This window comes from Enterobacter sp. BIDMC 27 (assembly GCF_000534415.1).
In the GTDB taxonomy this organism is placed as follows: domain Bacteria; phylum Pseudomonadota; class Gammaproteobacteria; order Enterobacterales; family Enterobacteriaceae; genus Enterobacter; species Enterobacter hormaechei_C.
In genome coordinates this window covers 3,844,563-3,868,782 of sequence record NZ_KI973178.1, presented here as the reverse complement: position 1 = coordinate 3,868,782, position 24,220 = coordinate 3,844,563, and the positions used below count along the sequence as shown (strand labels likewise).

Here is a 24,220-nt window from a genome sequence, read left to right as displayed (position 1 = left end):
AATGACAAAACAACGTATTTTTGTCGCCGGTCATCGCGGAATGGTGGGTTCCGCGATTGTTCGCCAGCTGGAACAGCGCGGCGACGTTGAGGTGATTGTTCGCACCCGCGACGAGCTGAACCTGCTTGACAGCAAAGCGGTGCAGGACTTCTTCGCCAGCGAACGTATCGACCAGGTGTATCTGGCGGCGGCGAAGGTGGGCGGCATTGTCGCTAACAACACCTACCCGGCGGATTTCATCTACGAGAACATGATGATTGAGAGCAACATCATTCACGCGGCGCATCTGTACAACGTGAATAAACTGCTGTTCCTCGGCTCATCCTGTATCTACCCGAAAATGGCGAAGCAGCCGATCGCCGAGAGCGAACTGTTGCAGGGCACGCTTGAAGCCACCAACGAGCCGTATGCGATTGCCAAAATTGCCGGGATCAAGCTGTGTGAATCCTACAACCGTCAGTATAACCGCGACTATCGCTCGGTGATGCCGACCAACCTGTACGGACCGCACGACAACTTCCACCCGAGCAATTCGCACGTGATCCCGGCGCTGCTGCGTCGTTTCCACGAGGCGACTGCCGAGAACGCCCCGGACGTGGTGGTGTGGGGCAGCGGTACGCCAATGCGTGAGTTCCTGCACGTGGACGACATGGCGGCGGCCAGCATTCACGTCATGGAGCTGGATCGCGAGGTGTGGCAGGAAAACACCGAGCCGATGCTGTCGCACATTAACGTCGGGACCGGCGTGGACTGCACCATTCGCGAGCTGGCGCAGACCATCGCGCAGGTGGTGGGCTACAAAGGACGCGTGGTGTTTGACGCCACCAAACCGGACGGCACGCCGCGCAAGCTGCTGGACGTGACCCGTCTGCATCAGCTGGGCTGGTATCACGAGGTCTCACTGGAGCAGGGGCTGGCCAGCACCTACCAGTGGTTCCTGGAAAACCAGCACCGCTTCCGGGGGTAATGATGTTTTTAAGTCAGGAAGATTTTGCCACGGTAGTGCGTTCCACTCCGCTGATCTCAATTGATTTGATCGTGGAGAACGAACGCGGCGAGTTCTTGCTGGGGAAACGAACCAATCGTCCTGCACAGGGCTTCTGGTTCGTGCCCGGCGGGCGCGTGCAGAAGGATGAGACGCTTACCGATGCGTTTGAGCGTCTCACTCTGGCGGAACTGGGCCTGCAACTGCCGATGGCAGCGGGCCAGTTTTACGGGGTCTGGCAGCACTTCTATGACGATAACTTTTCAGGCACCGGGTTCACCACGCACTACATCGTGCTGGGGTTCCGCCTGAAGGTGAGTGAGGCAGACCTGCGTCTGCCTGATTCTCAGCATGACGATTACCGCTGGTTAACGCCAGAGGCGCTGCTGGCAAGCGACAACGTCCATGACAACAGTCGGGCGTACTTCCTTGCGGAACGTCAGGCCGAGGTGCCAGGTCTATGAAAATCCTCGTCTACGGAATTAACTACTCGCCGGAGCTTACCGGTATCGGGAAATACACCGGCGAGATGGTCGAGTGGATGGCGAGCCAGGGACATGACGTGCGGGTGATTACTGCCCCGCCGTATTACCCGGAGTGGAAGGTAGGCGAACGCTATTCCAGCTGGCGCTACCGCCGCGAAGAGGGCGCCGCGACCGTCTGGCGCTGCCCGCTCTACGTGCCGAAACAGCCCTCGACGCTGAAACGTTTAATTCATCTGGGTAGCTTTGCCCTGAGCAGTTTCTTCCCGCTGATGGCGCAGCGTCGCTGGAAGCCGGATCGCATCATCGGCGTGGTGCCGACGCTGTTCTGCACGCCAGGCATGCGCCTGCTGGGCAAACTCTCCGGCGCGCGCACCCTGCTGCACATTCAGGATTATGAAGTGGACGCCATGCTCGGGCTGGGAATGGCCGGGAAAGGCAAGGGCGGCAAGGTGGCGAAGCTCGCCAGCGCCTTTGAGCGCAGCGGCCTGCACAACGTGGATTACGTCTCGACCATTTCGCGCTCGATGATGAACAAGGCGCAGGAGAAGGGCGTCCCGGCGGAAAAAGTGATCTTCTTTCCGAACTGGTCCGAAGTGGCGCGCTTCCGCGATGTGACAGACCAGGATGCGCAGGCGTTACGCGCGCAGCTCGGGTTGCCTGCTGAGCAAAAAATCATTCTTTACTCAGGCAACATCGGCGAAAAACAGGGGCTGGAGAGCGTGATTGACGCCGCGCTTCAGCTGAGCGAACACCCGTGGATGTTCGTGATAGTCGGGCAGGGCGGCGGTAAAGCGCGGCTGGAAAAAATGGCCAGCGAGCGCGGACTGACCAACATCCGCTTCTTCCCGCTTCAGTCTTATGACGCGCTGCCCGCGCTGCTGAAAATGGCGGATTGCCATCTGGTGGTGCAAAAACGCGGCGCGGCGGATGCGGTGCTGCCGTCCAAGCTGACCAACATTCTGGCAGTGGGCGGAAACGCGGTGATTACGGCAGAAGCCGCAACAGAATTAGGCCAGCTGTGCAACAGCTACCCGGGCATTGCCGTTTGCGTGGAGCCGGAATCGGTTCCTGCGCTGGTGACCGGAATTGAGCAGGCACTCGCCATGTCAAAAGAGAACACGGTGGCACGTGAATATGCCGAACGCACGCTTGAGAAAGAGAACGTGCTGAGCCAATTTATTGCAGATATACGGGGATAAATCATGAGTCAAACCACTTTGTATCCGGTCGTAATGGCGGGTGGATCCGGGAGCCGGTTGTGGCCACTGTCCCGCGTGCTTTATCCAAAACAATTTCTGTGCCTGAAAGGCGACCTCACCATGCTGCAAACGACGGTTAACCGTCTGCACGGCGTGGAGTGTGAAAGCCCGGTGGTGATCTGTAACGAACAGCACCGCTTTATCGTTGCCGAGCAGCTGCGCCAGCTGAACAAACTGACCGAAAATATCATTCTGGAGCCTGCCGGACGCAACACGGCGCCTGCCATTGCCCTTGCGGCGCTGGCGGCAAAACGCAGCAGCCCGGACTGCGACCCGCTGATGCTGGTGCTGGCGGCTGACCACGTCATCCAGCAGGAAGAGGCCTTCCGCGATGCGGTACGCGCCGCGATTCCTTACGCTGAGAACGGCAAGCTGGTGACCTTCGGCATCGTGCCGGATCTCCCGGAAACCGGCTATGGCTATATTCGCCGCGGCAGCGTTACGCCGGGTGAAGGCGACAGCGTGGCCTTTGACGTGGCGCAGTTTGTCGAAAAACCGAATCTGGAAACCGCGCAGGCGTACGTCGCCAGCGGTGAATACTACTGGAACAGCGGTATGTTCCTGTTCCGCGCCGGTCGCTACCTGGAAGAGCTGGAAAAATATCGCCCGGATATCTTACGCGCCTGCGAAAAAGCGATGGCGGTGGTGGATCCGGATCTCGATTTTATCCGCGTGGACGAAGAAGCTTTCCTCGCCTGTCCGGAAGAGTCCATTGACTATGCGGTGATGGAACGTACGGCAGATGCGGTAGTGGTACCGATGGATGCGGGCTGGAGCGACGTCGGCTCCTGGTCGTCATTGTGGGAGATTAGCGCGCATACCCCGGAGGGTAACGTCCATCACGGGGATGTGATCAGCCACAAAACGGAAAACAGCTACGTCTACGCCGAATCTGGCCTCGTCACTACGGTAGGGGTGAAGGATCTGGTGGTCGTGCAGACCAAAGACGCGGTGCTGATTGCCGACCGTAATGCCGTGCAGGACGTTAAAAAAGTGGTGGAGAAGATCAAGGCCGATGGCCGCCACGAACACCATATTCACCGTGAAGTTTACCGCCCGTGGGGCAAATATGACTCCATCGACGCCGGCGAGCGTTACCAGGTGAAACGCATCACCGTGAAGCCGGGAGAAGGGCTGTCGGTGCAGATGCACCATCACCGCGCCGAACACTGGGTGGTGGTGGCGGGGACCGCCAAAGTGACCATCGACGGTGAAGTGAAGCTGCTCGGTGAAAACGAGTCCATTTATATTCCGCTGGGGGCGACGCACTGTCTGGAGAACCCGGGGAAAATTCCGCTCGACTTAATTGAGGTGCGTTCCGGCTCCTATCTGGAAGAGGACGACATCATCCGCTTCCAGGATCGCTACGGGCGCGTGTAGCACTCCGCATCATGCCCGGTGGCGCTGCGCTTTCCGGGCCTACGAATGACAAAAATAAATTTGGCCATTACATGGTCAGGGCCAACTGTTGCCTGAAAAAGGGGTCATCATGGAAAAATTAACCTGTTTTAAAGCCTACGATATTCGCGGCAAGCTGGGCGAAGAGCTGAACGAAGACATTGCGTGGCGCATCGGCCGCGCGTACGGCGAATACCTGAAACCAAAAACTATCGTGCTGGGCGGTGACGTGCGTCTGACCAGCAAATCCCTGAAGCTGGCGCTGGCGAAAGGGCTACAGGACGCGGGCGTCGATGTGCTGGACATTGGCCTTTCCGGTACCGAAGAGATCTATTTTGCCACCTTCCACCTGGGCGTGGACGGCGGTATCGAAGTGACGGCCAGCCATAACCCGATGGACTACAACGGCATGAAGCTGGTACGCAAGGGCGCGCGTCCTATCAGCGGCGACACCGGCCTGCGCGACGTGCAGCGTCTGGCCGAGGCCAACGACTTCCCGCCGGTGAATGAAGCCAGACGCGGCAGCTATAAGCAGATTAACCTGCAAAAAGAGTACATCGACCACCTGCTGGGCTACATCAACGTGGCAAACCTCAAACCGCTGAAGCTGGTGATTAACTCCGGCAACGGCGCGGCAGGCCCGGTTATCGATGCACTTGAAGCCCGCTTTAAGGCGCTGAACGTGCCGGTGACCTTCGTCAAAGTGCACAACACGCCAGACGGCAACTTCCCGAACGGTATTCCTAACCCGCTGCTGCCGGAGTGCCGTGACGACACCCGCAACGCGGTGATTGAGCACGGCGCCGATATGGGTATCGCCTTTGACGGCGATTTCGACCGCTGCTTCCTGTTCGATGAGAAAGGGCAGTTTATCGAAGGCTACTACATCGTTGGCCTGCTGGCGGAAGCGTTCCTTGAGAAAAACCCGGGGGCGAAGATCATTCACGATCCGCGTCTTTCCTGGAACACCGTCGACGTGGTGAAGGCCGCGGGCGGCGAGCCGGTGATGTCCAAAACCGGTCACGCGTTTATCAAAGAGCGTATGCGCGAGGAAGACGCCATCTACGGCGGCGAGATGAGCGCCCACCACTATTTCCGTGATTTTGCCTACTGCGACAGCGGGATGATCCCGTGGCTGCTGGTGACTGAGCTGCTGTGCCTGAAAGGGAAGAGCCTGGGCGAACTGGTGCGCGACCGCATGGCGGCGTTCCCGGCGAGCGGGGAGATCAACAGCAAACTGGCGCAGCCCGCTGAGGCCATTGCCCGCGTAGAACACCACTTTGCCATTCATGCGCTGGAGATTGACCGTACCGACGGTATCAGCATGGCGTTCCCGCAGTGGCGCTTCAACCTGCGCTCCTCCAACACCGAGCCGGTGGTGCGCCTGAACGTGGAGTCCCGGGCTGATACCGCGCTGATGGAAGCCCGAACGAAGGACATTCTGGCGCTGTTGAATCAGTAAAAAGAAAACCTTACCCCTCACCCTAACCCTCTCCCCAAAGGGGAGAGGGAACTTGAACACCCTCTCCACTTTGGGGAGAGGGCCGGGGTGAGGGGCGAGGGGTAAGGTTTAGAACTAAAGGAACAACGATGACAAATCTAAAAAAGCGCGAACGAGCGAGAACGAATGCATCGTTAATCTCTATGGTGCAGCGTTTTTCTGATATCACCATCATGGTCGGCGGACTGTGGGCGGTGTGTTGGGTCAGCGGGCAGTCGTTCTTATACATGCACTTGCTGATGGCGTTGATTGCGCTGGTGGTGTTTCAGATGATCGGCGGCATGACCGATTTTTATCGTTCATGGCGCGGCGTCAAAATGACCACCGAACTGATGCTGCTGCTCCAGAACTGGACCTTAAGCCTGGTTTTCAGCGCAGGGCTGGTGGCGTTCAGCCATGATTTTGATAACCGTCTTGTGACCTATCTCTGCTGGTATCTGTTAACCAGCATTGGCATGGTGGTCTGCCGCTCGCTGATCCGCTTTGGCGCGGGCTGGCTGCGCAACCGCGGGTATAACCGTCGCTTCGTTGCCGTAGCGGGCGACCTGCCGGTGGGGCAGGTGTTGCTCGACAGCTTCCGCAAAGAGCCGTGGTTAGGTTTTGAAGTGGTCGGGATTTATCACGATGCGAAGCCCGGCGGCGTGCCGTCCGACTGGGCAGGTAACTACGAACAGCTTATTGACGATGCGAAAGCCGGCAAAATTCATAACGTCTACATCGCCATGCAGATGAAAGATGAATCCCGCATCAAGAAACTGATGCGCGAGCTGGCGGATACCACCTGCTCGGTGATCCTCATCCCGGATGTCTTCACCTTCAATATTCTCCACTCCCGTATTGAAGAGGTGAACGGGGTACCGGTTGTTCCACTGTACGACACGCCGCTGTCGGGGATTAACCGCGTGCTGAAGCGCGTGGAAGATATCGTCCTTTCGTCCCTGATCCTGCTGCTCATCTCCCCGGTGCTGTGCTGCATTGCGCTGGCGGTGAAGCTCAGCTCGCCGGGGCCGATCATCTTCCGTCAGACCCGCTACGGCATGGACGGTAAGCCGATCATGGTGTGGAAATTCCGCTCCATGAAGGTGATGGAGAACGACAAGGTGGTGACCCAGGCGACGCAGAACGATCCGCGCGTCACCCGCGTGGGTAACTTCCTGCGTCGTACCTCGCTCGATGAGCTGCCGCAGTTCATCAACGTGTTCACCGGCGGGATGTCCATCGTCGGGCCTCGTCCTCACGCCGTGGCCCATAACGAGCAGTACCGTACCCTGATCGAAGGCTACATGCTGCGCCATAAGGTGAAGCCAGGCATCACCGGCTGGGCGCAGATCAACGGCTGGCGCGGCGAGACCGACACGCTGGAAAAAATGGAAAAACGTATCGAGTTCGATCTGGAATACATCCGCGAGTGGAGCCTCTGGTTCGATATCAAGATTGTTTTTCTGACCATTTTCAAAGGTTTCGTGAACAAAGCGGCGTACTAAGATGAGCTTACGAGAAAAAACCATCAGCGGCGCGAAATGGTCAGCCATGGCCACCATCGTCATTATTGGCCTCGGCCTGGTGCAGATGACGGTGCTGGCGCGCATTATCGATAACCACCAGTTTGGTCTGCTGACCGTCTCGCTGGTGATTATCGCCCTGGCCGATACGCTGTCGGACTTTGGTATCGCCAACTCCATTATCCAGCGCAAAGAGATCAGCCATCTGGAGCTGACCACCCTCTACTGGCTGAACGTCGGGCTGGGTATCTTCGTCTTTGTGCTGGTGTTCCTGCTGAGCGATGTGATTGCCGGCGTGCTGCATAACCCGGACCTGGCGCCGCTGATGCGCACCCTGTCGTTCGCTTTCGTGGTGATCCCGCACGGGCAGCAGTTCCGCGCGCTGATGCAGAAGGAGCTGGAGTTCAACAAAATCGGCATGATTGAAACCAGCGCCGTACTGGCGGGCTTTACCTTCACTGTGGTCAGCGCCCATTTCTGGCCGCTGGCGATGACCGCCATCCTCGGCTACCTGGTTAACTCTGCCGTGCGCACGCTGCTGTTTGGCTTCTTTGGCCGTAAGATTTATCGCCCGGGGCTGCATTTTTCGCTGGCGTCTGTTTCATCCAACCTGCGCTTCGGCGCGTGGCTGACGGCAGACAGCATTATCAACTACGTGAATACTAACCTCTCCACGCTGGTGCTGGCGCGTATTCTGGGCGCGAGCGTCGCGGGTGGCTACAACCTGGCGTATAACGTCGCGGTTGTCCCGCCGATGAAGCTCAACCCTATCATTACCCGCGTGCTGTTCCCGGCGTTCGCCAAAATTCAGGACGATACCGAAAAGCTGCGCGTGAACTTTTACAAGCTGCTCTCCGTCGTGGGGATCATCAACTTTCCGGTGCTGCTGGGGCTGATGGTGGTTGCCAGCAATTTCGTACCGCTGGTGTTTGGCGAGAAGTGGAACAGCATCATCCCGATCCTGCAACTGCTGTGCGTCGTGGGGCTGCTGCGCTCGGTGGGGAACCCGATTGGTTCTCTGCTAATGGCGAAGGCGCGCGTGGATATCAGCTTCAAGTTCAACGTGTTTAAAACTTTCCTGTTTATTCCGGCAATTATTGTGGGCGGCCACATGGCGGGCGCCATTGGCGTGACGCTCGGCTTCCTGCTGGTGCAAATCGTCAATACCGTGCTGAGCTACTTCGTGATGATCAAACCGGTGCTGGGCTCCAGCTACCGTCAGTACATCCTCAGCCTGTGGCTGCCGTTCTATCTCTCCTTACCGACGCTTGCGGTGAGCTACGGCCTGGGCGTGGTGCTCAACGGGCATCTGCCGCTGGCGGCGCTGCTTGCGGTGCAGGTCGCGGCAGGCGCGCTGGCGTTCGCCGTGATGATTGTGCTGTCACGCAATGCGCTGGTGGTCGAGATGAAGCGCCAGTTTTGCCGTAACGAAAAAATGAAAACGCTGCTTCGCGCAGGCTAATTTTACGAGGCCATTATGAAATTACTTATTCTTGGCAACCATACCTGCGGCAACCGTGGCGACAGCGCCATCCTGCGCGGTTTACTGGATGCAATTAACACCCTTAAGCCTGAGACTGAAGTGGATGTGATGAGCCGTTATCCGGTCAGCTCATCCTGGTTACTGAACCGCCCGGTGATGGGCGACCCGCTCTACAGCCAGATGAAACAGCACAACAACGCCGCGGGCGTGATGGGGCGCGTGAAGAAAGTGCTGCGTCGCCGCTACCAGCATCAGGTGCTGCTTTCTCGCGTGACCGACACCGGCAAGCTGCGCAACATTGCCATCGCGCAGGGCTTTACCGATTTTGTTCGTCTGCTGTCCGGCTATGACGCCATTATTCAGGTGGGCGGTTCGTTCTTCGTCGATCTGTACGGCGTGCCGCAGTTTGAGCATGCACTTTGTACGTTCATGGCGAAAAAGCCGCTGTTTATGATCGGCCACAGCGTCGGGCCATTCCAGGATCCGCAGTTTAACCAGCTGGCGAACTATGTCTTCGGCCACTGCGACGCGCTGATCCTGCGTGAATCGGTCAGCCTCGACATGATGAAGCGCAGTGAAATCGACACCAGCAAAGTGGAGCACGGTGTGGACACCGCCTGGCTGGTGGATCATCAGGATGACAGTTTCCAGGCCAGCTACGCGGTACAGCACTGGCTGGACGTGGCGGCAAAGCAGAAAACCGTCGCCATTACCCTACGTGAACTTGCGCCGTTCGATAAACGCCTCGGCACGACCCAGGCGGCGTACGAGAAAGCCTTTGCCGATGTGGTGAACCGCGTGCTGGACAGCGGTTACCAGGTGCTGGCGCTTTCCACCTGTACCGGTATCGACAGCTACAACAAAGATGACCGTATGGTGGCGCTCAACCTGCGCAACCTGGTGAACGACCCGTCCCGCTATCACGTGGTGATGGACGAGCTGAACGACCTTGAGATGGGCAAGCTGCTCTCCGCCTGCGACCTGACCGTGGGCACGCGTCTGCACTCGGCTATTATCTCGATGAACTTCGGCACGCCAGCCATCGCCATTAACTACGAACACAAGTCCGCGGGCATTATGCAGCAGCTCGGTATGCCGGAAATGGCCGTTGATATTCGTCATCTGCTGGACGGGTCGCTGGGTGCGATGGTGGGCGACACGCTCGGCCAGCTGCCTGCGATCAACGAACGTCTGGCGATAGCGGTAAAAGCCGAACGCGAAAAAGGTATTGGCATGGTGAAATCCGTACTCGACCGCGTCCGGGAGGGGAAATGAAGGTTGGTTTCTTCTTACTGAAATTTCCGCTGTCGTCTGAAACCTTTGTGCTGAACCAAATCACCGCGTTTATCGATATGGGGTATGACGTGGAGATTATCGCCCTGCAAAAGGGCGATACGCAAAACACCCATGCGGCGTATACCCGGTATGGGCTGGAGGCGAAAACCCGCTGGTTGCAGGATGAACCCACCGGACGAATGAACAAACTGCGCCATCGCGCCAGCCAGACGCTGCGCGGCCTTCATCGCGCCTCGACGTGGCGGGCGCTGAATATGTCGCGCTATGGGGCGGAGGCCCGCAACCTGATCCTTTCCGCCATTTGCGGGCAAACGGCCCAGCCGTACCGGGCCGATGTCTTTATCGCCCACTTTGGCCCGGCGGGCGTCACTGCGGCAAAACTGCGTGAGCTGGGGGTGATTGACGGCAAAATCGCAACCATTTTCCACGGTATCGACATCTCCAGCCGGGAAGTACTGAACCACTACACGCCGGAATATCAGCAGCTGTTTCGCCGCGGCGACATGATGCTGCCGATAAGCAACCTGTGGGCCGGACGCCTGAAAACCATGGGGTGCCCGAGCGAGAAAATCACCGTTTCACGCATGGGCGTGGATATGGAACGTTTCACTCAGCGACCGGTTAAGGTGCCGGGCAAGCCGCTGCAAATTATCTCTGTTGCCCGCCTGACCGAAAAGAAAGGGCTGCACGTAGCCATCGAAGCCTGTCGCCAGCTGAAGGCGCGCGGCGTGGACTTCCACTACCGCATCCTGGGTATCGGGCCGTGGGAGCGTCGCCTGCGCACGCTGATTGAACAGTATCAGCTGGAAGACGTGGTCGAGATGCCGGGCTTCAAGCCGAGCCACGAAGTGAAAGCCATGCTTGATGATGCGGATGTATTCCTGCTGCCTTCCGTAACCGGCGCCGACGGCGATATGGAAGGTATTCCCGTGGCGCTGATGGAGGCGATGGCGGTCGGCATTCCGGTAGTCTCGACCCTGCACAGCGGGATCCCTGAGCTGATCACCTCTGAATACTCCGGCTGGCTGGTCCCTGAAAACAATGCGCTGGCGCTGGCGGATCGTCTGGCTGCGTTCAGTGATATCGATCAGCAGACGCTGATCCCTGTGCTGCAAAATGCGCGGCAAAAAGTTGAAGCAGAATTCAATCAGCAGGTGATTAATCGCCAGTTAGCGAGCCTGCTGCAAACGCTGTAACGCTGAGGTTGTATGCTGAAAAAGATTACCCGACGCCGATTTGTCTCTTCTTTATCCGTCCTGGCTGCCATGCCGCTGCTGTCGCCCCGCGCTGTGCGGGCGGCAACCGGGAAGACGGTTTCTGTCGATCGCTACAACAATCACGACTGGAACGCCGCCTTTAAGCAGGCATTTACCGAGGGCGATACCGTTGTTGTTCCCGCCGGGTTAACCTGTGAAAACATCAATACCGGCATTTTCATTCCTGATGGCAAAACCCTGCTGATCCGCGGTGCGCTGAAGGGCAACGGCCGCGGGCGGTTTGTGCTCCAGGAAGGCTGTAAGGTCATTGGGGAAGGAGAGGGGCGCACGCATAACATTACGCTGGACGTGCGTGGCTCCGACTGTGTCATTAAAGGGCTGGCGATGAGCGGCTTCGGCCCCGTCACCCAGATCTACATCGGCGGTAAAAAGCCGAGAGTGATGCGTAACCTGCTTATCGATCGCATTGCCGTGAGCCAGGCCAACTACGCCATTCTGCGCCAGGGTTTTCATAATCAGGTGGACGGTGCGCGCATAACCAACAGTAAATTCAGCCATTTGCAGGGTGACGCGATTGAGTGGAACGTGGCGATTAACGACCGTAACATCCTGATCTCTGACCACGTGATCGATAACATCAACTGCACCAACGGCAAGATCAACTGGGGCATAGGTATTGGGCTGGCTGGCAGCACGTACGACAATGACTATCCTGAACAGCAGACCGTTAAAAACTTCGTGGTGGCAAATATCACCGGCAGCAACTGTCGGCAGTTGGTCCATGTTGAAAACGGTAAACACTTTGTGATCCGTAATATCAAGGCCAGCAATATTACTCCCGACTTCAGTAAAAAGGCCGGAATTGATAACGCGACGGTAGCTATTTATGGCTGTGATAATTTCGTTATTGATAATATCGATATGGTGAACAGCGCCGGAATGTTAATCGGGTATGGCGTGATCAAGGGCGATTATCTGTCGATACCGCAAAACTTCAAACTTAACGATATTCGCCTGGATAACCGCCAGCTGGCCTATAAGCTGCGCGGGATACAGATTTCCTCCGGCAATGCCACCTCGTTTGTTGCCATCACCAACGTCAACATGCAGCGAGCAACGCTTGAGCTGCACAACAAGCCACAGCACCTTTTCTTGCGTAATATCAACGTGATGCAGGAGTCAGCGACGGGACCAGCGCTTAAGATGAACTTCGACTTGCGCAAAGACGTGCGTGGGAAGTTTATGGCCAAAAACGAGACGCTGTTGTCGCTCGCGAACATAAAAGCGGTTAATGAAAAGGGGCAGAGTTCGGTGGATATTGATCGGGTCGATCAACACGTGGTGAATACGGAACGGTTGAATTTTGCGCTGCCGCACAGGTAATCCTAGAGCCTATTTTGCGACTATTCCTGGTACGGAATCGCGATCTATTCAGATTACAACTACTGTAATTTGTGGTGGGGTGACCTAGGATTACTTCATATTTACGGCAAAACATGCTGGCGAAAACAGGTTTAAAAGCTATAATTCGTCAACCATTTTAAGGTGGAAGAAATAATGATTAATTTGAAAGCAGTCATACCGGTAGCGGGTTTGGGCATGCATATGTTGCCCGCCACAAAGGCCATTCCTAAAGAGATGCTGCCGATCGTTGACAAGCCGATGATTCAGTACATCGTCGACGAGATTGTTGCTGCGGGGATCAAAGAAATCGTTTTGGTGACGCACTCTTCGAAGAATGCCGTTGAGAACCACTTCGACACCTCTTATGAACTCGAAGCGCTGCTTGAGCAGCGCGTTAAGCGTCAGCTTCTGGCAGAAGTTCAGTCTATCTGTCCTCCTGGCGTGACCATCATGAACGTGCGTCAGGCGCAGCCGCTGGGTCTGGGCCACTCAATCCTCTGCGCGCGCCCGGTGGTGGGTGATAACCCGTTCATCGTTGTTCTGCCGGATATCATCATTGATACCGCATCTGCGGATCCGCTGCGTTACAACCTGGCGGCGATGGTGGCGCGTTTCAACGAGACGGGCCGCAGCCAGGTGCTGGCGAAACGCATGGATGGCGATCTCTCTGAGTACTCTGTCATTCAGACGAAAGAAGCGCTGGAGACGGAAGGGCAGGTGAGCCGCATTGTTGAGTTCATCGAAAAGCCGGATCAGCCTCAGACCCTGGACTCCGACCTGATGGCAGTCGGTCGTTATGTGCTGAATGCGGATATCTGGGCTGAGCTGGAAAAAACCGAGCCTGGTGCCTGGGACCGTATCCAGCTGACCGATGCGATTGCTGAACTGGCTAAGAAGCAGTCCGTTGATGCCATGCTGATGACCGGCGACAGCTACGACTGCGGTAAGAAAATGGGGTATATGCAGGCATTTGTGAACTACGGTCTGCGTAACCTGAAGGAAGGGGCGAAGTTCAGAAGCCGCATTGAGAAGTTGCTGGCTAACGACTGATTCGTCTCTGTCTTTTTGAAAAAGCGGCAGTTATCATTTGGTATGTGTAAACATAACCAAAATGGTAACTGCCGTTTTTCGTTATTAATTCTAGTGATAACATGGAGTTATCTGATTCAAAAGTGGACTGATTTGTAACGATTTGTGCTTGTTTCCGAGTCCATTTAGGACGACAATTAACGCCAGTTTTTTGTCTGTAATCAGACCTCAAAATCCTTTATTCAACATTCGCTCAGTGCACTGGTAGCTGTTAAGCCAGGGGCGGTAGCGTGCCTTTTTTACACACAATCTAGTATTGAGCAAAGCAGGAGAAGCAGGATGTTACTTCCAGTGGTGATCGCAGGAGGAACAGGGAGTCGACTATGGCCGATGTCTCGCGAGTTGCAGCCTAAGCAATTCCTTTCATTCCATCAGGGCGGATCGATGCTGCAAAATACGATTTCACGCCTCGACGGTCTGGATGTGACCGATCCGATTGTTATCTGCAATGAAGATCACCGTTTTCTGGTGGCCGAGCAGTTGAGACAAATGCATAAGCTCGCCGGGAATATCATTCTTGAACCTGTTGGGCGCAATACGGCACCGGCTATTACTCTGGCTGCCCTCCATGCACTGGAAACTGGTGAAGATCCTGTCATGCTCATTCTGGCTGCCGATCACTTGATTGCCGACACAGCCACATTCCATTCCGTCATTACCAACGCCATTCCTTTTGCAGAACAAGGCAAATTGGTTACCTTCGGTATCGTGCCTACGCAGCCAGAAACTGGCTACGGCTACATTCAGCGTGGTGAAGAACAACATGCCGATCAGTCTACCGCCTGGAAAATCAAGCGCTTTGTTGAAAAACCGGATCAGGCGACCGCTATCTCTTACCTCGAAAGTAAAGAGTATCTCTGGAACAGCGGTATGTTTATGTTCCGGGCCTCTTCCTATCTGAACGAAGTTGCGAAATTTTGTCCGTCGATCCTTGATGCATGCAAAAATGCCATGCAGCAGCCCGTCAGCGATCTCGATTTTATCAAACTCGATAAAGAGACATTCACCTGTTGTCCGTCTGATTCCATCGACTATGCGGTGATGGAACATACAGACCTGGGCATTGTGACGGCGATGGATGCAGGGTGGAACGACGTGGGCTCGTGGTCAGCGCTATGGGAAACCTCGTCGCATGATGCTAATGGCAACGCGCTGATTGGCGATGTTTTCACCCATCAGACCCGCGATTGTTATATCCGCAGCGAAGGGAAATTAACCGCAGCGTTAGGGTTGGACGACCTTATTATTGTTAATACCAAAGATGCGCTGCTGGTTTCCCATAAGGATAATGTCCAGGATGTGAAAGTTGTTGTTGAGCATCTAAAAGCCCATTCACGTGCTGAATGTCGCGAACATACCACGCGTTATATGCCCTGGGGCCATGTCGAAACGCTTGTTCGGGATACGCGTTACCGGGTTAACCGTGTAACCATTATTCCTGGTGGTGAGCTCTCGCTTCAGCTGCATCATCATCGTATTGAGCACTGGGTTGTGCTGACCGGAACGGCGCTAATTGGTGTCGAAGGGAACGAAATTTATCTCACTGAAAATGAATCAACGACAATCCCTGTGGGAAAAAAACATAAGCTCTCGAATCCAGGAAAAATAAATCTGGAAATTCTGGAAATTCAGTTTGGTAGTTATTTGGGTGAAGATGACGTACTAAGGATTTCATAATGGAAAATAACAATAAAAAATTAAGTTGTTTTAAGGCCTATGATATTCGGGGGAAATTAGGTGAAGAGCTTAATGAGGATATTGCCTGGCGTATTGGTCGCGCTTATGCGCAATGTCTGGAACCAAAACAGGTTGTTGTCGGCGGCGACGTTCGTCTGACAAGTGAGTCTCTGAAGCTGGCTCTCGCGGAAGGCTTGATGGCGGGCGGCTGTGATGTGCTTGATATTGGACTTTCTGGCACAGAAGAGATTTACTTCGCCACCTTCCATCTGGGCGTTGATGGCGGTATAGAAGTAACGGCCAGCCATAATCCGATTGACTATAACGGGATGAAGCTGGTTCGCAGCGGTGCCCGGCCGATCAGCGGTGACACGGGTTTGAAAGAGATCCAGCTCCTCGCGGAAATAAATGATTTCGCCCCATCTCAGCGTATGGGAAGCTATAAAAAGATTAACGTTCTTAATGAGTATGTTGATCATTTACTGGGCTATATCAATCTCGACAATTTCCGCATTAAACCGATTAAGTTAGTCATCAACTCCGGTAATGGTGCCGCGGGGCACGTTATTGATGAAATTGAAAAGCGTTTCAAAACGGCCGGCATTCCTGTCGATTTTATAAAAGTTCATAACGATCCGGATGGTACTTTCCCGCACGGTATTCCAAATCCACTTCTGCCAGAAGCACGCCAGGATACCGCCAATGCGGTTGTTACAGCTGAAGCGGATATGGGTATCGCGTTTGACGGAGATTTTGATCGCTGCTTCCTGTTTGACGAGAAAGCCAATTTTATCGAAGGTTACTATATCGTTGGACTCTTAGCAGAAGCCTTCCTGAATAAAGAGCGTGGCGCGAAAATCATCCACGACCCGCGACTGACCTGGAATACGGTTGATATTGTCGAGCGCGCGGGCGGGATCCCTGTGATGTCTAAAACCGGTCATGCTTTTATTAAAGAGCGTATGCGCAAAGAGAATGCGGTATACGGCGGTGAAATGAGCGCTCACCATTATTTCCGTGAGTTTGCTTATTGTGACAGCGGCATGATTCCATGGTTGCTGGTTGCTGAACTGGTAATAACATCCGGACGCTCTCTTGGCTCGCTGGTGGAATCACGTATCGCACGCTTCCCTGTATCTGGTGAAATTAATCGCAAAGTGGTCCATGCTTCTGCGTTAATTGATGAGATTGAAAACCGCTACTCCTCCCTGGCTGTGGATATTGACTACACGGATGGACTGAGCATGTCTTTCCCGGGCTGGCGCTTTAACATTCGCACCTCCAATACCGAACCGCTGCTGCGTCTAAATGTGGAAGCAGATGCCGATCTGGGTTTAATGGAAGCGAAACGAGATGAGCTGTTAGGGCTGATAAAAAGCTAATTTCTAAGTTGCCTAATCGCGTGGGAAAATATTAATGTTAGAAGTCTTATTAGCGGCAATCGTAGGTTTAATTTTCTTTTTTGTTTTCCTCGCTCTGCACCTACGCATCAGGTTGTTAATGGTGCTGGTATGTAGCATTCCGCAGCTCTATCTGGTGCAATTAGGTGGAGCCGATGTTCCAATGGCATTTCTGCTTCCGGCATTGCTCCTGCCTGAATTTATTATTAATGCAAACCGGTTCTTAGCAAAAGCAACGAATATTATGCTTCTTGGCCTGATACTCATCAGCACCCTGAGCCTTGCGTGGTCGGTTGAGAAATCGATGGGTATTCGTGATATTGCCTATTTGTGTGAATTTATCGTCATCTCAAACGCCGTCTACGTTTTAGCGGTGAAAGATCGAGTTGCATTGTATAAAACTATCAACGTTATGCTGTTTTTTGTTTGCTTGCAGGCGATTACGGTCATCATCTTTAGATTTAATGAGTCACTCGAATTGGCGGTAGTGTTGTCCCCTATAAGTAAATATACGATGGGAATGAATACGCTTCAGAGCTTATTAGATGGAGCCAGGAATAACTTCTACGATCCGGTTAAAGCGGGTGGGGTTTTGTTCGTTAATGCCAATGCTGCTGCCTGTTATGCAGGAATCTCATCCTTTATGGCTTGGGGCATTTACAAGGCGTTGAAATCAAAAATCACGCTTATGATGGCTATTCTGCTCTGGGCAACCGTATTTTTTACCGGCTCCAAAGCGGGCGTCCTTTTCGCGATACTTATCCCGGCATTTATTTTCTATCTGAAACTTCAGCGTTCGACACGCGTCATTTTGAGTTCAGTAGGCGCCTCGTTTGCCATAGTATTAATCGCTATAAGCGTTGTTTTCAGCATTACCGAACAAAGCGTTTTTTTAAAAGAATCCACGGATACGGCTGAAACACGTTACGAGATATGGAACTATGCATTTGACGCATTTTTAAATAATCCACTGATGGGGCAGGGCTACGGTGGTTGGGAAGCCGATTACAGTAAGCACACTGATTATTTCCTTCCGCCACACAACACGCTTATTTATCTTTGGTCTAAGTCAGGAATTATTGCTTCAATGCTGGGGCTAGGTTTTATCCTTTGCAGCATTGGGGTTGCTTTGAGAGCAATACGAAGTACAAATAATGAACAAAAAAACATCGGCTTTTCCTTCCTGATGGTGCTTTCCTGGCTTTTTGCTCACGGATTTGGCGAAAACTTTGGCTTAATAGGTGAGCAACACCAGATGATCGTGTTAGCCGTAATGCTTGGGCTTTGCCTGGCAGCAAATTTACCAATTAATCGGCATAATAGGGTACAGGAATGAAGACGGTCGGTATTTTCAGAAACCAGCTTTTTAAGGGTTCGGAAGTTTTTATTCAGCAGCAGGCTGAAGCATTACAGTGTTTTGATAAATGCTATATCGGCAGACGCCTCATCGGGACGAAACCAGAAGGCTCAGTCGCATGTGTATTGAATGAACATGGAAATGTTTACGGTAAACTCGCAGAAATGGTGAATGCGATCACCACGTCGCAGCTGCCTTATCAGTCTGTTTTAAAATCACAGCCCTTAGACCTCATTCATGCACACTTTGCGATCGATGGACTTTATGCTTTAAAGCTGGCGCAGAAGAAAGGTATTCCTTTGGTGACGACACTTCATGGATTTGATGTGACGGTCAGTAATAAGGATTTACTGGCGTCCCGGTCACCAGCCTGGATTAATTATCTTCTCCATCAAAACAAAGTTAAAAGTCAGGGCGATAAGTTTATTTGTGTTTCAGATTTCATTGCCCGTCAGGCACTGCAACATGGTTTCCCGGAAAGCAAAATCATTCAGCACTATATTGGTATCGATGTGAATAAATATCAGCCGCGTGCAAAAGAGGACGATCAAGGCATTATCCTTCATGTTGCAAGGCTGGTAGAGAAAAAAGGGACGGCCGTTTTAATCAATGCAGTCAAGCAGGTAAAGGTATCAAATCCTGATGTTAAGCTTGTGATTATAGGAGAAGGTCCGTTATTGGATGGGCTAAAGGCTCAGGTCACATCCCTTGGTCTGGATCAAACCGTTACTTTTACAGGCGCGTTGCCCCACGTCGATGTTATGGAATGGATGCGTAAAGCCAGCATGTTGGTTTTACCAAGCATTACAGCGAAAACCGGTGATGCTGAAGGGTTGGGTATGGTTCTTCTTGAAGCGGCAGTGACCGGTGTTCCTGTCATCGGTACTCAGCATGGTGGGATACCAGAGGCGATTATCGATGAGCAAACTGGGTTTTTAGTTAAAGAGCGAGATGATAAGCAATTAGCGGAAAGAATCTCGTTTCTAATGAAGGATGAACATAAGCGGTTTGAAATGGGTAAAAATGCCCGTATTTTCATTAGCGAAAAATTTAACTTGTCCAAACAAACCATAAAATTAGAAAAAATATATCAGGAACTGATTCATGGCTGAGGAAGTAATCATATTTGCTCGCTCTCTTCCATTCCATCACCTTGGCGGAATGGAAGTTGTAGCATGGGATTTAGCGGTTCAGCTACAGGTTAAAGGCTTTAAGGTTACTGTAGTTACCACGGATTTTGATGAAGATATTCCTGTTTTAGAAAATACCCCACAAATAATAAAGTTAAAAAATATCCCTAAGGCGGCATATTCGCCCGGTTGGTGGGCTGAGACTGAAAAAATCATTGAAACGTGGAGAACTAAAGATAATGTTAGTGCGGTAATTAGCATTAGCGCAGGGGCATTTAGTACACTTAAACACAAAAAATTATTCCCAAATGCAAAGTTTATTATGCAGGCCCATGGCACATCAATTGGTGAATTAGTTTCTAAGATAAAAACACGGAAAATTAAAAAGATTTTATCAAGTGTTAAAAATATACTTGGTTTTTATTCAGATGCTAAACATTACTCTTACTTCGACTGGGTTGTTGCTGTTGGGGACGCTGTAAAAAAAGATTTAACGTCCTTTCCAACAACGCTTATTTGCAGTAACGATAAAGTAGTTAAAATCGAAAATGGAATTGACGAATATTTGTTCTCTGATGATATATCTCAGCGAAACACTGTGCGCGAGCAGTTAGGCATAAGCTTTGAAGCAAAAATATTCTTGTCAGCATCACGCCTACATGAGCAAAAGGGGGTTGATAAAAATATCGATCTTTTCGCTGAAATAAAAAAAGTTAACGTAGATGCGAAACTTTTGATTTGTGGTGATGGACCTTATGAAAAACAGTTGCGAAAGAAAGTTGACGAACTCAAGTTAAATCATGATGTAATTTTCTTGGGGGCAAAAACGCGAACTGATTTGGCAAAAATAATGCAAGGTGCCGATATTTTTCTATTCCTTACCAAAAGAGTTGAAGGATTGCCATTGAATGTACTGGAGGCGATGAGCTCCGGATTACCTCTTATAATATCGGAACATCTTACATTTAATTCGAGCGATAAGATATTCAAGTGCAATCCTAATCATATTCCTTTTAAAGATGTGCAGGCTTATATTAATACTCTTAGTAGCAAGGAAAGAAGATCTTTTATCCCCAAAAAAAATACATTAAGTCACTCTGTGAGCGAATATACCTCATTATTCCTAAGAAATTCTAAATGAAAAAAGCTATTAGCCAGCTGCTAGGCGGCAACATGCTTTCGAAAGTCCTTGGATTGGTCAGGGAAGTTTTGATGGCAAAGTTTTTTGGTACAGGAGATGTCAACGGGGCTTATCGTATTGCGCAGACGGGAACCCTTGTACCAATCAATTTTATGACCAGTGACAGCCTTAATTCAGCATTCATCCCATTATATAAAAAATATCTCACCGAGAATGAATTTCGTGCATCGACTTTCAAGCTCTGTATGTTTATTTTTTTCGCTCTGATATCTGTATTTATATTCATTGTTCTGTATTTTTTATCAGACTATTGGGTCGGTATCATGGCTCCCGGAATTGGCGGGAATGCGCGTGAGATGTCGACTGAGTTACTTAAGATAATGGCTATCTGTTGTCCTTTCTATCTTTTTTCAGCGTTAATAAATTATTTGTCGATGGCACATGGAGATTATAAACCCATATCTATGCGGGCCTCCATTCAAAATGTCGGCATGCTGTTGGGTGTGGTTGCTGCATATTATTATAATAATTATCTATTACTTGCATGGGGTTTTACAGGTAGCTATATAATTTTTAGTATCTGGGCGCTTATCCGTGCAAGAAAGGGCACTATTCTAGCCCTCCCTGGTCGTTTTGATGCGACCGAAGTCAAATTGGTAATGAAGAGTTTTTGGATAACGCTTCGGCCCTTGCTTATACTACCTCTAATATTGCAAGGTAATATTACTCTGGAAAGAGCACTAGCATCATTAATCAGTATTGATGTAGTGTCCGGACTCGATTATGCCCGGTTTATTACTGACACTGTTGTTTTTATTTTGTCTGTGCCGATAGCATTTGCTGGATTATCTGAATGGTCATCGCAGAAGCCAGAAGTTGTTCGAGATAAGATAAGGTTTATTTATAATTGGCTGGCACTGCTTGTTATAAACATGTCTTTTTTCATTTTTTTCTATGCAAAAGACATCGTTATTCTACTGTTTATGCGTGGTGCATTTGATCAGCACTCCGTAACGGTAACAACTGATATTATTCAAGGAATGTGCATAGGCCTTTGGGCTCAGGTGATAGGTTATATATTCATTAAGGCATTGAGCGCACATCTCAATAATAAGAAAGTATTAGTTGTGATGATGGTTGCATTGCTGAGCAATGCGGTTGTCAACCTGGCGACGTATAAAATGTGGGGTGCATTTGGGTTAGGGCTAGGGAATTCGATATACAGTTTAATGATGTTTATCCTTAGCGCGTGTTACTTAAGGATTGCAAAAGATCTTTTTCCTGTGATAATTAAAATTTCTTTGGGATTAATTCTTTATACATCTATTATCTTGACTCTTGGGCATTACATTATTCAACCTGATAATGTTATTTTCCGACTTTTAATTAATGGCGCAATATTTGTGATGTTTAGTCTGTTATGGGCAATGTTATTCCCATTGTACCGAAATGGTATTAAAGGGATTTTCCTAAAAAAAGGACTGAGATAGCATATTTTTATGAACAAAAAAAAAGATATAAAAGACATCGTCGTCTTATCCACGGCAGACTGGGACAACCCATTCTGGACAAATAAACAGCATGTTGCCTTAGAGCTGGCAAACCGTGGGCACCGTGTTCTTTACATAGAGTCTCTGGGACTGCGCCGACCTAGTGTAAATAAGAAAGACCTTTCGCGTATCTTCCGCCGGGTTCTTAAAGCGATTAAAGCACCTCGAAAAGTGCGCGACAATGTCTGGGTATGGTCACCAATTTCCATCCCATTTAATAACTACGCTTTTGTGCGTAAGCTTAATAAACTGATTTTGAGCAGCGCGCTCAAATTCTGGTGCTGGCGTTTAAAATTCAAAGACGAAACGCTATGGACCTATAACCCGTTGACCACGCGTTTTCTGGAGCCGGGTGATTTCGGTTATGTTGTTTATCATTGTGTCGACGAAATTAAAGCTCAGCCTGGAATGCCGGTAGAGATCCTTCAGGATGCAGAGGAAGAGCTTGTACGTCGCGCAGACATTACCTTTGTCACTTCTCTGACGCTTCTGAAGTCAAGAAAGCATTGGAGCGATGAGGTCTATTACTTCTCTAACGTAGCTGATTATAATCACTTTTCAAAAGCGCTGGATGATCAACTGCCCGTTCCTGCCGACCTGAACGCGATCCCGGAGCCAAGAATTGGCTTTATTGGTGCGATTAGCGGCTATAAGGTGAATTTCTCTCTCCTGGAAGCGATTGCAGAAGCTCATCCTGAATGGTCGCTCGTGATGATTGGCGATGTTGGCGAAGGAGATCCTAACACTGATGCGACCCAACTTACCCGTCACAAAAATATTCATTTAATTGGGCCAAGGGCGTACCAGCAGTTGCCTGGCTACCTGAAGGGCTTTGCCGCAACTTTGCTGCCTAATAATTTGAATGAATATACTGCTTCAATGTTCCCTATGAAGTTCTTTGAGTATCTGGCGGCAGGGAAGGCAGTGGTGAGTGTCGATTTAGCGTCCTTGTGTGACTTTAAAGACTATTTTCGCGTTGCCCACACCCCCGCTGAGTTTATTTCAGCTCTGGAAGATATTACCTCTGGCGATCGGATTTCTGTGGAGAAATGTCAGGAGCTTGCCCGAGAATATACTTACCAGTCACGCACTAAAAAAATGTTTAAGCTAATTGATGAGAAGCGCAATGAAAGTAGCAATCGTTCATGAGTGGTTCAGTTCCTATGCGGGTTCTGAAAAAGTGGTTGAGCAAATTTTACGTTGTTATCCCGATGCGGATGTTTTCGCTGTATGTGATTTCTTAAAGCCGAAAGACAAACATTTTCTTAATAATAAAAAAGTCACTACTACATTTATTCAGCGTTTACCATTTGCAGCAAAAAAATTCCAGTCTTATCTGCCGTTGATGCCATTGGCAATTGAACAGCTTGATATGTCAGCTTATGATGTTGTTATTTCAAGCAGTCATGCTGTTTCTAAAGGGGTGATTACAGGCCCTGACCAGATTCATGTGTCATATGTCCATTCGCCTATTCGTTATGCTTGGGATTTCCAGCACCAGTATTTGCGTGAATCTGGCCTGAACAAAGGTCTTAAAGGCTGGCTTGCCAAGTATCTCCTGCATAAGATTCGTATTTGGGATTACCGTACTGCTGCGGGCGTTAATCATTTTATTGGTAACTCGCGATTTATTGCACGTCGCATTAACAAAGTTTATGGCAGACAAGCAGACGTCATCTATCCGCCTGTGAATACGGATAAGTTTGAATTCAGTGAAAAAAAAGAGGATTTCTATCTGGCTGCTTGTCGCATGGTACCTTATAAGCGTGTAGATCTCATTGTTAGTGCGTTTGCCAAAATGCCTGATAAAAAGTTAGTGGTTATCGGTGATGGTTCTGAGATGGATAAGATCAAACAGCTGGCGACGGATAATATCACGCTACTCGGCTATCAGGATGATGCTGCCATGGTAGACTATATGAAGCGTGCCAAAGCTTACGTATTTGCCGCAGAAGAAGATTTTGGTATCTCACCTGTAGAAGCACAAGCAAGCGGTACGCCGGTCATTACGTACGGTAAAGGCGGGTGCCTTGAAACGGTTAAACCCCTTGGTAGCGATAAACCGACGGGGCTGTTCTTCTTTGAACAAACCGCAGACGCTATATGCGAAGCCGTGAATACTTTTGAAAAATACGCCGATAAAATTAAGCCAGAAGACTGTCGCGAACATGCTTTAACCTTCTCAGAGCAGCGTTTCCGTGACGAGATTAGTCAGTATGTCGATAGTGCCTGGGCTCAATATTCTGAGTCACTGATCAATACTCAGGCTGCGCGAGTACAGAACAGTTATACTCATCCGGAAAAATAATGACCACGGCATAAATCAGTCGATTTATGTCAGGGATT

19 protein-coding genes are annotated in these 24,220 nt (G+C 50.9%); all 19 read left to right on the top strand.

Going from position 1 to position 24,220, the window contains the following annotated elements; genetic code table 11:
- The first annotated feature begins 1 nt into the window (after nucleotide 1).
- Complete coding sequence (locus L463_RS04555; RefSeq protein WP_023303988.1) at nucleotides 2-967, top strand: GDP-L-fucose synthase; 966 nt, start codon at nucleotides 2-4, stop codon at nucleotides 965-967.
- A gap of 2 nt (nucleotides 968-969) precedes the next feature.
- Nucleotides 970-1,449 (top strand): GDP-mannose mannosyl hydrolase, encoded by a 480-nt coding sequence (locus L463_RS04560; RefSeq protein WP_065186924.1) that lies wholly within the window; start codon nucleotides 970-972, stop codon nucleotides 1,447-1,449.
- Complete coding sequence (wcaI, locus tag L463_RS04565) at nucleotides 1,446-2,669, top strand: colanic acid biosynthesis fucosyltransferase WcaI (RefSeq protein WP_032103506.1); 1,224 nt, start codon at nucleotides 1,446-1,448, stop codon at nucleotides 2,667-2,669. Before L463_RS04560 ends, wcaI begins: the two co-directional genes overlap by 4 nt.
- A 3-nt stretch (nucleotides 2,670-2,672) precedes the next feature.
- Nucleotides 2,673-4,109 carry a mannose-1-phosphate guanyltransferase gene (gene cpsB, locus L463_RS04570; protein ID WP_017383276.1) on the top strand — a complete coding sequence of 479 codons (1,437 nt, stop codon included), beginning with the start codon at nucleotides 2,673-2,675 and terminating at the stop codon, nucleotides 4,107-4,109.
- 109 nt (nucleotides 4,110-4,218) lie between these two features.
- Nucleotides 4,219-5,589, top strand: a complete 1,371-nt coding sequence (gene cpsG / locus L463_RS04575) for a colanic acid biosynthesis phosphomannomutase CpsG (RefSeq protein WP_032103505.1) — start codon at nucleotides 4,219-4,221, stop codon at nucleotides 5,587-5,589.
- 128 nt (nucleotides 5,590-5,717) lie between these two features.
- Nucleotides 5,718-7,112, top strand: a complete 1,395-nt coding sequence (gene wcaJ / locus L463_RS04580; RefSeq protein WP_006811236.1) for an undecaprenyl-phosphate glucose phosphotransferase — start codon at nucleotides 5,718-5,720, stop codon at nucleotides 7,110-7,112.
- Between the two features lies 1 nt (nucleotide 7,113).
- Nucleotides 7,114-8,592, top strand: a complete 1,479-nt coding sequence (gene wzxC, locus L463_RS04585) for a colanic acid undecaprenyl disphosphate flippase WzxC (RefSeq protein ID WP_015572379.1) — start codon at nucleotides 7,114-7,116, stop codon at nucleotides 8,590-8,592.
- Nucleotides 8,593-8,607: 15 nt separating this feature from the next.
- On the top strand, nucleotides 8,608-9,888 hold the full coding sequence (wcaK, locus tag L463_RS04590) for a colanic acid biosynthesis pyruvyl transferase WcaK (protein WP_032103503.1): 1,281 nt from the start codon (nucleotides 8,608-8,610) through the stop codon (nucleotides 9,886-9,888).
- Nucleotides 9,885-11,105 (top strand): colanic acid biosynthesis glycosyltransferase WcaL, encoded by a 1,221-nt coding sequence (gene wcaL, locus L463_RS04595; protein ID WP_032103501.1) that lies wholly within the window; start codon nucleotides 9,885-9,887, stop codon nucleotides 11,103-11,105. The genes wcaK and wcaL overlap by 4 nt, the downstream gene beginning before the upstream one ends.
- 12 nt (nucleotides 11,106-11,117) lie before the next feature.
- Nucleotides 11,118-12,509: a colanic acid biosynthesis protein WcaM gene (gene wcaM / locus L463_RS04600; protein WP_015572381.1), complete on the top strand. Its 1,392-nt coding sequence runs from the start codon at nucleotides 11,118-11,120 to the stop codon at nucleotides 12,507-12,509.
- 174 nt (nucleotides 12,510-12,683) lie between these two features.
- A complete protein-coding gene (gene galF, locus L463_RS04605) occupies nucleotides 12,684-13,580 on the top strand; it encodes a GalU regulator GalF (RefSeq protein WP_010431970.1) in 897 nt (298 codons plus the stop codon).
- Between the two features lie 318 nt (nucleotides 13,581-13,898).
- Nucleotides 13,899-15,296 carry a mannose-1-phosphate guanylyltransferase/mannose-6-phosphate isomerase gene (locus L463_RS04610; protein WP_032103498.1) on the top strand — a complete coding sequence of 466 codons (1,398 nt, stop codon included), beginning with the start codon at nucleotides 13,899-13,901 and terminating at the stop codon, nucleotides 15,294-15,296.
- Nucleotides 15,296-16,678: a phosphomannomutase CpsG gene (cpsG, locus tag L463_RS04615; RefSeq protein WP_032103495.1), complete on the top strand. Its 1,383-nt coding sequence runs from the start codon at nucleotides 15,296-15,298 to the stop codon at nucleotides 16,676-16,678. The genes L463_RS04610 and cpsG (L463_RS04615) overlap by 1 nt, the downstream gene beginning before the upstream one ends.
- Nucleotides 16,679-16,712: 34 nt before the next feature.
- The gene (locus L463_RS04620; RefSeq protein WP_023295011.1) at nucleotides 16,713-18,032 is read left to right on the top strand and encodes an O-antigen ligase family protein; all 1,320 of its coding nucleotides are present in this window, start codon (nucleotides 16,713-16,715) and stop codon (nucleotides 18,030-18,032) included.
- Nucleotides 18,029-19,165 carry a glycosyltransferase gene (locus L463_RS04625; protein ID WP_032103494.1) on the top strand — a complete coding sequence of 379 codons (1,137 nt, stop codon included), beginning with the start codon at nucleotides 18,029-18,031 and terminating at the stop codon, nucleotides 19,163-19,165. Before L463_RS04620 ends, L463_RS04625 begins: the two co-directional genes overlap by 4 nt.
- Nucleotides 19,158-20,324 carry a glycosyltransferase family 4 protein gene (locus tag L463_RS04630; protein ID WP_032103492.1) on the top strand — a complete coding sequence of 389 codons (1,167 nt, stop codon included), beginning with the start codon at nucleotides 19,158-19,160 and terminating at the stop codon, nucleotides 20,322-20,324. The genes L463_RS04625 and L463_RS04630 overlap by 8 nt, the downstream gene beginning before the upstream one ends.
- Nucleotides 20,321-21,814: a murein biosynthesis integral membrane protein MurJ gene (gene murJ, locus L463_RS04635; RefSeq protein WP_032103490.1), complete on the top strand. Its 1,494-nt coding sequence runs from the start codon at nucleotides 20,321-20,323 to the stop codon at nucleotides 21,812-21,814. Before L463_RS04630 ends, murJ begins: the two co-directional genes overlap by 4 nt.
- A 9-nt stretch (nucleotides 21,815-21,823) precedes the next feature.
- The gene (locus L463_RS04640) at nucleotides 21,824-23,023 is read left to right on the top strand and encodes a glycosyltransferase (protein ID WP_032103488.1); all 1,200 of its coding nucleotides are present in this window, start codon (nucleotides 21,824-21,826) and stop codon (nucleotides 23,021-23,023) included.
- Nucleotides 23,001-24,182: a glycosyltransferase family 4 protein gene (locus L463_RS04645; RefSeq protein WP_172973740.1), complete on the top strand. Its 1,182-nt coding sequence runs from the start codon at nucleotides 23,001-23,003 to the stop codon at nucleotides 24,180-24,182. The genes L463_RS04640 and L463_RS04645 overlap by 23 nt, the downstream gene beginning before the upstream one ends.
- Nucleotides 24,183-24,220: the final 38 nt, after the last annotated feature.

Excerpts from the sequence above, each read along its gene's own strand:
- L463_RS04555 (WP_023303988.1), top strand. The coding sequence starts at position 2 with ATGACAAAACAACGTATTTTTGTCGCCGGTCATCGCGGAATGGTGGGT.
- L463_RS04560 (WP_065186924.1), top strand. The coding sequence starts at position 970 with ATGTTTTTAAGTCAGGAAGATTTTGCCACGGTAGTGCGTTCCACTCCG.
- wcaI (WP_032103506.1), top strand. The coding sequence starts at position 1,446 with ATGAAAATCCTCGTCTACGGAATTAACTACTCGCCGGAGCTTACCGGT.
- cpsB (WP_017383276.1), top strand. The coding sequence starts at position 2,673 with ATGAGTCAAACCACTTTGTATCCGGTCGTAATGGCGGGTGGATCCGGG.
- cpsG (WP_032103505.1), top strand. The coding sequence starts at position 4,219 with ATGGAAAAATTAACCTGTTTTAAAGCCTACGATATTCGCGGCAAGCTG.
- wcaJ (WP_006811236.1), top strand. The coding sequence starts at position 5,718 with ATGACAAATCTAAAAAAGCGCGAACGAGCGAGAACGAATGCATCGTTA.
- wzxC (WP_015572379.1), top strand. The coding sequence starts at position 7,114 with ATGAGCTTACGAGAAAAAACCATCAGCGGCGCGAAATGGTCAGCCATG.
- wcaK (WP_032103503.1), top strand. The coding sequence starts at position 8,608 with ATGAAATTACTTATTCTTGGCAACCATACCTGCGGCAACCGTGGCGAC.
- wcaL (WP_032103501.1), top strand. The coding sequence starts at position 9,885 with ATGAAGGTTGGTTTCTTCTTACTGAAATTTCCGCTGTCGTCTGAAACC.
- wcaM (WP_015572381.1), top strand. The coding sequence starts at position 11,118 with ATGCTGAAAAAGATTACCCGACGCCGATTTGTCTCTTCTTTATCCGTC.
- galF (WP_010431970.1), top strand. The coding sequence starts at position 12,684 with ATGATTAATTTGAAAGCAGTCATACCGGTAGCGGGTTTGGGCATGCAT.
- L463_RS04610 (WP_032103498.1), top strand. The coding sequence starts at position 13,899 with ATGTTACTTCCAGTGGTGATCGCAGGAGGAACAGGGAGTCGACTATGG.
- cpsG (WP_032103495.1), top strand. The coding sequence starts at position 15,296 with ATGGAAAATAACAATAAAAAATTAAGTTGTTTTAAGGCCTATGATATT.
- L463_RS04620 (WP_023295011.1), top strand. The coding sequence starts at position 16,713 with ATGTTAGAAGTCTTATTAGCGGCAATCGTAGGTTTAATTTTCTTTTTT.
- L463_RS04625 (WP_032103494.1), top strand. The coding sequence starts at position 18,029 with ATGAAGACGGTCGGTATTTTCAGAAACCAGCTTTTTAAGGGTTCGGAA.
- L463_RS04630 (WP_032103492.1), top strand. The coding sequence starts at position 19,158 with ATGGCTGAGGAAGTAATCATATTTGCTCGCTCTCTTCCATTCCATCAC.
- murJ (WP_032103490.1), top strand. The coding sequence starts at position 20,321 with ATGAAAAAAGCTATTAGCCAGCTGCTAGGCGGCAACATGCTTTCGAAA.
- L463_RS04640 (WP_032103488.1), top strand. The coding sequence starts at position 21,824 with ATGAACAAAAAAAAAGATATAAAAGACATCGTCGTCTTATCCACGGCA.
- L463_RS04645 (WP_172973740.1), top strand. The coding sequence starts at position 23,001 with ATGAAAGTAGCAATCGTTCATGAGTGGTTCAGTTCCTATGCGGGTTCT.